The following is a 7,017-nucleotide window of genomic DNA, read 5'->3' on the forward strand; positions in this document are numbered from 1 at the left end:
GGATAGGTCGCTGCGGTGTAGAACTGGAACCTCTGGCCAATGCCTTAAAAGAGGTGGTGCTGCAACAGCGGGTGCTGCATGCAGATGAAACACCGGTCACCATCATGCGGATGGGTGAGAATAATAAAAAACCGAAGAAAGGTTATGTCTGGGCCTATGCCACCACACAGTACAATCCAGTTCAGGCGGTGATCTATGACTTTCAGGATAGTCGTTCAGGCCAGCATGCTGAAGAGTTCTTGAAAGGCTGGCAGGGCTATCTAGTCTGTGATGATTACAGTGGTTATAAAGCACGTTTTAAATCAGGCCAGGTGATTGAGGTGGGGTGCATGGCCCATGCACGTCGTAAATTCCATGAACTGCATGTAACTGGGAAAAGTCAGGTTGCTGAACAGGCCTTAGTGCTGATTCAGAAACTGTATGCGATAGAAGCAGAACTCAGGAAAAAGACCGATGGTACAGCGGAAGACCGCCGCGAATACCGACAACAGCATAGTCAACCAGTGATGCAACAACTATATGAATGGCTCAACCAACATCATCTGACAGTGCCATCGAGTTCTCCTACCGCCAAGGCTATCAATTACACTCTGAAGCGTTGGCCAGCCTTAAGCCGCTATCTGGATGATGGCAATCTACCGATATGCAACAATTGGGTAGAGAATCAGATGCGTCCCTGGGCGTTGGGACGCAAGAACTGGCTGTTTGCAGGTTCGCTGCGCAGTGGTCAGCGAGCGGCAAACATCATGACGTTAATCCAGTCAGCAAAGCTGAATGGCTTGGATCCGTATGCCTATTTAAGTGATGTGCTGAAAAGGTTACCGACACACAAAGTGACCCAAATTGAAGAATTGCTGCCGCACTGCTGGAAACCTAAATCGAATTAAAAAATAGGTATGGGATTCAGCGGACGCTTACGTTGGACTGAGGCGAGTATTTTGTTGAACTCGGCATCAAAATAAGCCACAGCTTCGGTCTGGGTCACTTTACGCTGACTCAGCTGTTTCATTTCATACATGTGTTCATCCCATGCACGCAGAGATACGCCCAGCTGCTGTTTAATCTTTTGGGTATCAAAGTGGGTGTTGCGGGACTTTAACTACACCGGCACTACTGTCCTGTCCATTTAGGGCAATCGCCAAGGTGTTATTACACACCACACGGATGGAGATGAATTGCGCCGTAGTCGCAAGGGTTCCATCACAGCCCGCTGCCAGCAAGATATAGCCATTGCTGACTTTTTTCTTTTAAAGCAGAAGCCTGTTCAATACGTGCTAAAGCCCAGAATTTCATGTATCCTTTAAGCACACTGGCTATTTCCAGTTGAAAGCAAGACTGCTTTGTTAAATCAGAATAAGAAGTTAAGTATTCCCATCGGTAGACTTCCTGATAGCTCCGGCTGAACATAAATAAAAGCGCATGGGTATCGGAGCGATATAAAACATATATTTTTCATAAGGCATAATAATGCTTTGCCAGCATTCATTCTGGGCATCATATAGCTGCATTGGAGGATTTGTTACACAATTCAATATTTTAAGAACCTCAATTTTTATTTATAGCAAAAATAACGTCTATCAACCTGCATAGGTTTGACCCGCCAGCTTATTGCTATTCAACAAAAATTACTCACCTAATTCATTGAAGCCCTCTCTAAAGTACTGATGCATGTTATTTTATCCAAACGCATCCAATGTCTTCCTAAAAAATTAAATTCAATATTTTTAGACAAGTAAAGATATATTTATTTCAAAGACTTAGTGTCGCTTAATTTCAACTACTGAAGCAATCAAATTTAATACCTTTTTACATGAATTCATTATTTCCTGAATCATCTTGTAAGATGCTGATAAGAAATGTATTAATTATTAAGTCTGTACATAAAAATGGCTAAGTCTGTACAGAAGTTAAGGGGTTACTTAAGGAGTATTTATGCCAAGTTCTCAACTACAAGAACAAATACTGATAGTGAATGCACTAGAAAAATTTATTTTTGACAAAATCCGCTCGTCTCCATTTTTGAGTTTCCATAAATCTATCCTCATGGCATCTAATGAAGAAGATTTAAGGAAGGCAATATATACCTTGATTGATGAAGGTTATTTCCAAGAGTTGGAAGAAGATAAAATAAAAAGACTTTGTAACAAACCTGTTAAGGCATTTTTTCCAGATCAGGATGGGAATGATCAAGTTGCAAAGCTTGATTTCGAATATCGCCCCAAACATTATCATGAAGTACTTCAAGCTATTCGTAAATTTAGAGCTTCACTACAAGCTAATGCTTTAGAAAATATTCAAACTGAGCTTAAAGCCATTCGAACTGCTTATTCATCACATGCAGATTGCATGAATCAGAAAAATCTCCCCCCTATTTTAAGGGACTTTTTAGAACAAGGGGTCTCTAATTCCTTCAAAAAATATAATTTTCAACGCATACGCAAACAACCCTTTTACAACTTTGTAGAAAATTATATTCAGAATTATAGAGGTCAAAAGTTTAATAGTTTAAACCAAATATACATAGACTTAGATTTGAAAGTGACTGCAATAATTTCGGCACTGTTGCAAATACGGATCTAAGTCGATGATATCCGATTCAAAAATAGCTTAGAGACCGAACACCCTGTTGATTAGACACATTTCACCCTGACAATGCCCATAATAAAATAACGAAGCATCGCCTTTTTTCTATCTAACTAAAAAGTATCTAAAAAATCAGTGGCTATTCACTCTATTATGTTAAATTGAGATTAGACTCAAAGAGAGGAAATGCTAGAGATTGCGAATCTGTGAAATTTCCTCTGGTGAAATTCCTAATGACTCTAAAAATTTCTGATGCTCTTCAGGCTCCATTTCCTCAAATTTCTGATGCCACTTCATCATATCTTCTTTTGATAAACCAGCAGCAGTCATAATTTCTACCCATTTCGCTTTATTCATGAACTTTTCCTTTAATAAAATTGATTTTTTTAATAACTCAATGATGGCTTTTTGCTGAACCCTTAAGTTATTAATCTCTTTCTCCAATGTCCTAAAATGATTTTCCAAGATTTGACCTTGGGATATGCTACACGGTTCTAAAAGCAAGCGGATATCTGAAATTGATAGTCCATAAGCGCGATAAGAGACTATACTTTTCAGTCGCTCGATCTCACTTTCACCGTACCATCTGTAACCATTTTCAGCTATAAATCTGGGTTTTAATAAACCCTGTTTCTCATAATAAAGAACGGTGGTTCTCGATAAATTGAGACTTTTAGCTAAGCGGGATACAGTAAGCATATTTTTTGTCATTCGTTCATTGTTCAATTAAGGTAAACCCTTTACTTATAGACAGGTCAATCTGGAAAAATGATTTATTTCACAAATTAAGGATACCCAAAGCACAGTCATTTTTATTTTAGGCTGACAGCTCATCATCGCTCCTCAGCCATCGATGAAATAAAACATGTAACTTATTTCAACCCGCTATAAAATAAAATTTTGATTAATTACAGGAAATGCACATGGTCTGGCTTATTGCTAAGTATGCGCTGACAGCTGGGATGGTGATACTCATTTCAGAAGTGGCCAAACGTAGTGACCGTTTAGGCGGGTTGATCGCAGCCTTACCTATTGTAACTCTACTGGTGCTGATATGGATGAAACTTGAGCATCAAGATCCACAGAAAATTTCAAATCATGCTTGGTACACTTTTTGGTATGTGGTGCCGACTTTACCGATGTTTTTAGCATTTCCCCTCCTGTATCAGCGTTATGGATTTTGGCCAGCTCTAGCCCTTTGTTGTGTAATGACCCTGGTTCTTTTCCTGGCATGGGCGGCTATCTTGCACCATTTCGGTATTGATTTAATGTAAAGGAGGAAACGATTACTCATATCGAATCAGGAGGAATCCTTTTTTACGGAAATATTCATTGCGCTAAACCCCACAACATTAGGGATTATCAAAAACCTTATAGAAATCAGTAGATTTTTCAATATGCCCACTCTTTAGGTAATTGAAAGTGCAACGACATGATAGGAATAAGCATCCTTGGGAAACTGTATATACCAAACTCAGGCGTTTTTATTCCCCTCTTCTATGATTGCTCCCATCAAGCAGGAAAAGCATTCAAAAAATAGTATTGATTAGAGCTTAATTTTAAGATCTGAAGATTATCTGAATCTTAATTTGATCGCCAGTGAACAAAATACCAATGATATAAAGCCTGAATATGGATGCAGTTCTGGATTGACGAGTATTTAAAGCCAGTGATTCAAAATGGCAGGGATAGGTATAGATACGGATTTATATTCGCTATTGGCTGCTCAATTAAGATTTAGTCATCTTATATTGACTATAATCACATGGATAACAGCAAGAGAGTTTATTGTGCGTCATTCTTATCATATCGAAAAACATTATATTGAACGTGCTGGATGGTTACGTGCAGCTGTGCTGGGGGCAAATGACGGGATTATTTCAGTCACCAGTCTGGTGGTGGGAATTGCAGCCAGTGGTGCATCTACCCATACCCTATTGGTGACCTGTATCGCCGGATTGATTTCTGGGGCTGCATCAATGGCTGCGGGTGAATATATTTCGGTTAAATCCCAGCAAGACATTGAACAGAATGATCTGGAGATGGAACAACGTGAACTACAACGCCATCCCGAACATGAATTAAATGAGTTAAAAAATATTTATATACAACGCGGATTACAACCCACTTTAGCTGAAGAGGTTGCCCGCCAGCTGACCGCACATAATGCTTTAGATGCCCATGCTCGTGATGAAATTGGTATTTCAGATCATACTTCTGCCCAGCCCTTTCGTGCTGCATTCTCTTCAGCCATTGCATTTACAGTCGGTTCACTCTTTCCTTTAATTTCAATTATGCTTCTGCCTGAGCAATACTTAGAGAAAGGCGTGATGCTGATTGGGGTATTAAGTCTTGGCATCATGGGTGCACTGGCCAGTTATGCTGGCGGTGCAAGTATTTGGAGAGGTTCGATTCGGGTGATGATTTGGGGAATTATCGCGATGTTATTCAGTGCTTGGATCGGGTCATTATTTAATGTGAGCGTGGCATAAGAGCGCTTTTTATATGTTCCCCCACTTCGCTCTACCCATGATGGATTTGACATCCTCACCGCCCTTTAAGGACGGTGATTCCTACTGCTAGATTATGCCCAAGCACAAGTATGTTCTTAGCACTGTTCAGGTCCATCAGCGGGGATAGAACAATACTCCATAACCCATTAAATAAAGGCTTATCTCTTTTAAAATATCACCTTCACTACCGCATATATGATTATGCAGTAGCCGAATGAATATACTTGCGATTATGCTGTGAGGACATCACGCTTTTCTGACTGGATAAACCCTTAGGTGAATAATAATGATTGATAAAAATATCCCGTTCACCGATTTACACCGCCACCTCGATGGCAATATCCGTCCGCAAACCATTTTAGAACTGGGGCAGCAATTCCAGATTCAACTGCCTGCCAACACCCTGCACAAACTACTACCGCATGTTCAGGTCATGGACAATCAGCCAGACCTGCTGAGCTTCTTAAACAAACTGGACTGGGGCGTGAAAGTCTTGGGTGATTTGGAAGCCTGCCGCCGTGTCGCATGGGAAAATATGCAAGATGCAGCACAACAAGGTTTGGACTATGTCGAACTTCGCTTTTCACCCTTTTATATGGCGATGAGCCATCAACTTCCATTGGCTGGCGTAGTCGAAGCCGTGATTGATGGCGTTCAGCAAGGCAGCGGTGACTTTGATCTTCCTGCTAAGCTCATCGGTATTATGAGTCGTACCTTTGGGCAGGTTCGCTGCCAGCAAGAACTGGATGCCTTACTGACTCATCGTGACCAGATTACCGCACTAGATTTGGCAGGTGATGAACTGGGCTTTCCAGGGGAACTGTTTATTGATCATTTCAAGCAAGCTCGTGATGCAGGCTGGCACATCAGCGTCCATGCAGGTGAAGCCGCTGGTGCAAGCAGTATTTGGCAAGCGATTCAAACCCTCGGTGCAACCCGTATCGGGCATGGGGTGAAAGCTGTGGAAGATGCAAAATTGCTGGATTATTTAGTTGAACATCAGATCGGGATTGAGTCCTGCATTACCTCAAATCTGCAAACCAGTACCGTTGCCGATATTGCTCAACATCCGCTTAAAACCTTTCTTGAACATGGCATTTTAGCCACGATTAATAGTGACGATCCTGCGGTTGAAAGCATTGATATTCAACATGAATATTTACACGCAGCACCACAGGCAGGCTTGTCCGAAGCACAAATCCGACAAGCGCAGCAAAACGGTTTGAGCATCGCCTTTTTATCCGCTCAGGAAAAACAGCAACTTCAAGAGAAAGTATCGCAGCGTAACGCCTTTTTAGGAATCAATTAATCACTTGCTCTACTACAGCTAATTACTTAATTTAGCAGTACACCAAACACCTTATAAAATAGCGTATTAGAACCCGTCTAAAGTGTTTATATCCTCACCTTTAGAGAGAAAGATTATTTAACCCCAATCCTGTTTAAGCCAATGATTCAATAATCTGAATGGTTGGCTTATTTCGATGGGTTAATTGGTATGCACATAACGAAGCATAAATCCCACTTAAAAATCCCGAAATACTACGTGCTTTACTCGTGACTAAATTGTATTGTCCTTTCAATAAGCTGAATAACGTTTCTATTTTATTGTAAGCGTCCGCTGAACCCCACTTTTCTTATCTGCTCAACATTCCCGATAGTGTCCATTCAATTCCCCCGAATGAATAGCCTCAACAAACTGTAGTACTGAAACCAAGCCACGTGCAGTTTCAATTTGTTCCACTGGAACTCCACCAGTTACCCTGTTTTTAGAGTTAAGAAAATGGTGTATCCAATCTAGATCACCACCGTTTAAAGTAAGCGTCCGCTGAACACACCTTCTGAATTCATCCTATAAGCCTTAATTTAGTCCCCACTTAGAAACAAGTGGGGACTTAAATTTATGACTACAAATAATCAG

General features: G+C 40.7%; 5 protein-coding genes and 4 pseudogenes. 5 read left to right on the top strand and 4 right to left on the bottom strand.

The window, feature by feature from the left end; all coding sequences use genetic code 11:
- Nucleotides 1–887, top strand: a pseudogene (locus ACE01T_RS16550) (IS66-like element ISAba25 family transposase); the annotation flags it as partial.
- 35 nt (nt 888–922) lie between these two features.
- Here the strand turns inward: ACE01T_RS16550 and ACE01T_RS17750 are convergent.
- Nucleotides 923–1,499, bottom strand: a pseudogene (locus ACE01T_RS17750) (DUF932 domain-containing protein); the annotation flags it as partial.
- Between the two features lie 433 nt (nt 1,500–1,932).
- Between ACE01T_RS17750 and ACE01T_RS16565 the strand changes: the two are divergent.
- Nucleotides 1,933–2,580: a hypothetical protein gene (locus ACE01T_RS16565; protein ID WP_395519705.1), complete on the top strand. Its 648-nt coding sequence runs from the start codon at nt 1,933–1,935 to the stop codon at nt 2,578–2,580.
- Nucleotides 2,581–2,772: 192 nt separating this feature from the next.
- Here ACE01T_RS16565 and ACE01T_RS16570 read toward each other — a convergent pair whose 3' ends face one another.
- A complete protein-coding gene (locus ACE01T_RS16570; RefSeq protein WP_251992243.1) occupies nt 2,773–3,309 on the bottom strand; it encodes a MerR family transcriptional regulator in 537 nt (178 codons plus the stop codon).
- A 197-nt stretch (nt 3,310–3,506) separates the two neighbouring features.
- Between ACE01T_RS16570 and ACE01T_RS16575 the strand changes: the two genes are divergently transcribed.
- The 3 genes from ACE01T_RS16575 (at nt 3,507) to add (ending at nt 6,405) form a co-directional block, all read left to right on the top strand.
- Nucleotides 3,507–3,857, top strand: coding sequence for a DUF3147 family protein (locus ACE01T_RS16575; RefSeq protein ID WP_086197155.1), 351 nt, complete (start codon nt 3,507–3,509; stop codon nt 3,855–3,857).
- 516 nt (nt 3,858–4,373) lie between these two features.
- A complete protein-coding gene (locus tag ACE01T_RS16580; protein WP_395519706.1) occupies nt 4,374–5,075 on the top strand; it encodes a VIT1/CCC1 transporter family protein in 702 nt (233 codons plus the stop codon).
- Between the two features lie 307 nt (nt 5,076–5,382).
- Nucleotides 5,383–6,405: an adenosine deaminase gene (gene add / locus ACE01T_RS16585; RefSeq protein WP_395519707.1), complete on the top strand. Its 1,023-nt coding sequence runs from the start codon at nt 5,383–5,385 to the stop codon at nt 6,403–6,405.
- Nucleotides 6,406–6,538: 133 nt separating this feature from the next.
- On the opposite strand, the pseudogene ACE01T_RS16590 reads toward add, so the two are convergent.
- Both ACE01T_RS16590 and ACE01T_RS16595 read right to left on the bottom strand, forming a co-directional pair.
- Nucleotides 6,539–6,706 (bottom strand): annotated as a pseudogene (locus ACE01T_RS16590) (IS982 family transposase); the annotation flags it as partial.
- Nucleotides 6,707–6,741: 35 nt separating this feature from the next.
- Nucleotides 6,742–6,891 (bottom strand): annotated as a pseudogene (locus tag ACE01T_RS16595) (antitoxin Xre/MbcA/ParS toxin-binding domain-containing protein); the annotation flags it as partial.
- Nucleotides 6,892–7,017 lie beyond the last annotated feature (126 nt).

The organism is Acinetobacter uliginosus (genome assembly GCF_044130295.1).
Lineage (GTDB): Bacteria > Pseudomonadota > Gammaproteobacteria > Pseudomonadales > Moraxellaceae > Acinetobacter.

Coding starts and splice junctions, on each gene's coding strand:
- ACE01T_RS16565 (WP_395519705.1), top strand. CDS start 1,933: ATGCCAAGTTCTCAACTACAAGAACAAATACTGATAGTGAATGCACTA.
- ACE01T_RS16575 (WP_086197155.1), top strand. CDS start 3,507: ATGGTCTGGCTTATTGCTAAGTATGCGCTGACAGCTGGGATGGTGATA.
- add (WP_395519707.1), top strand. CDS start 5,383: ATGATTGATAAAAATATCCCGTTCACCGATTTACACCGCCACCTCGAT.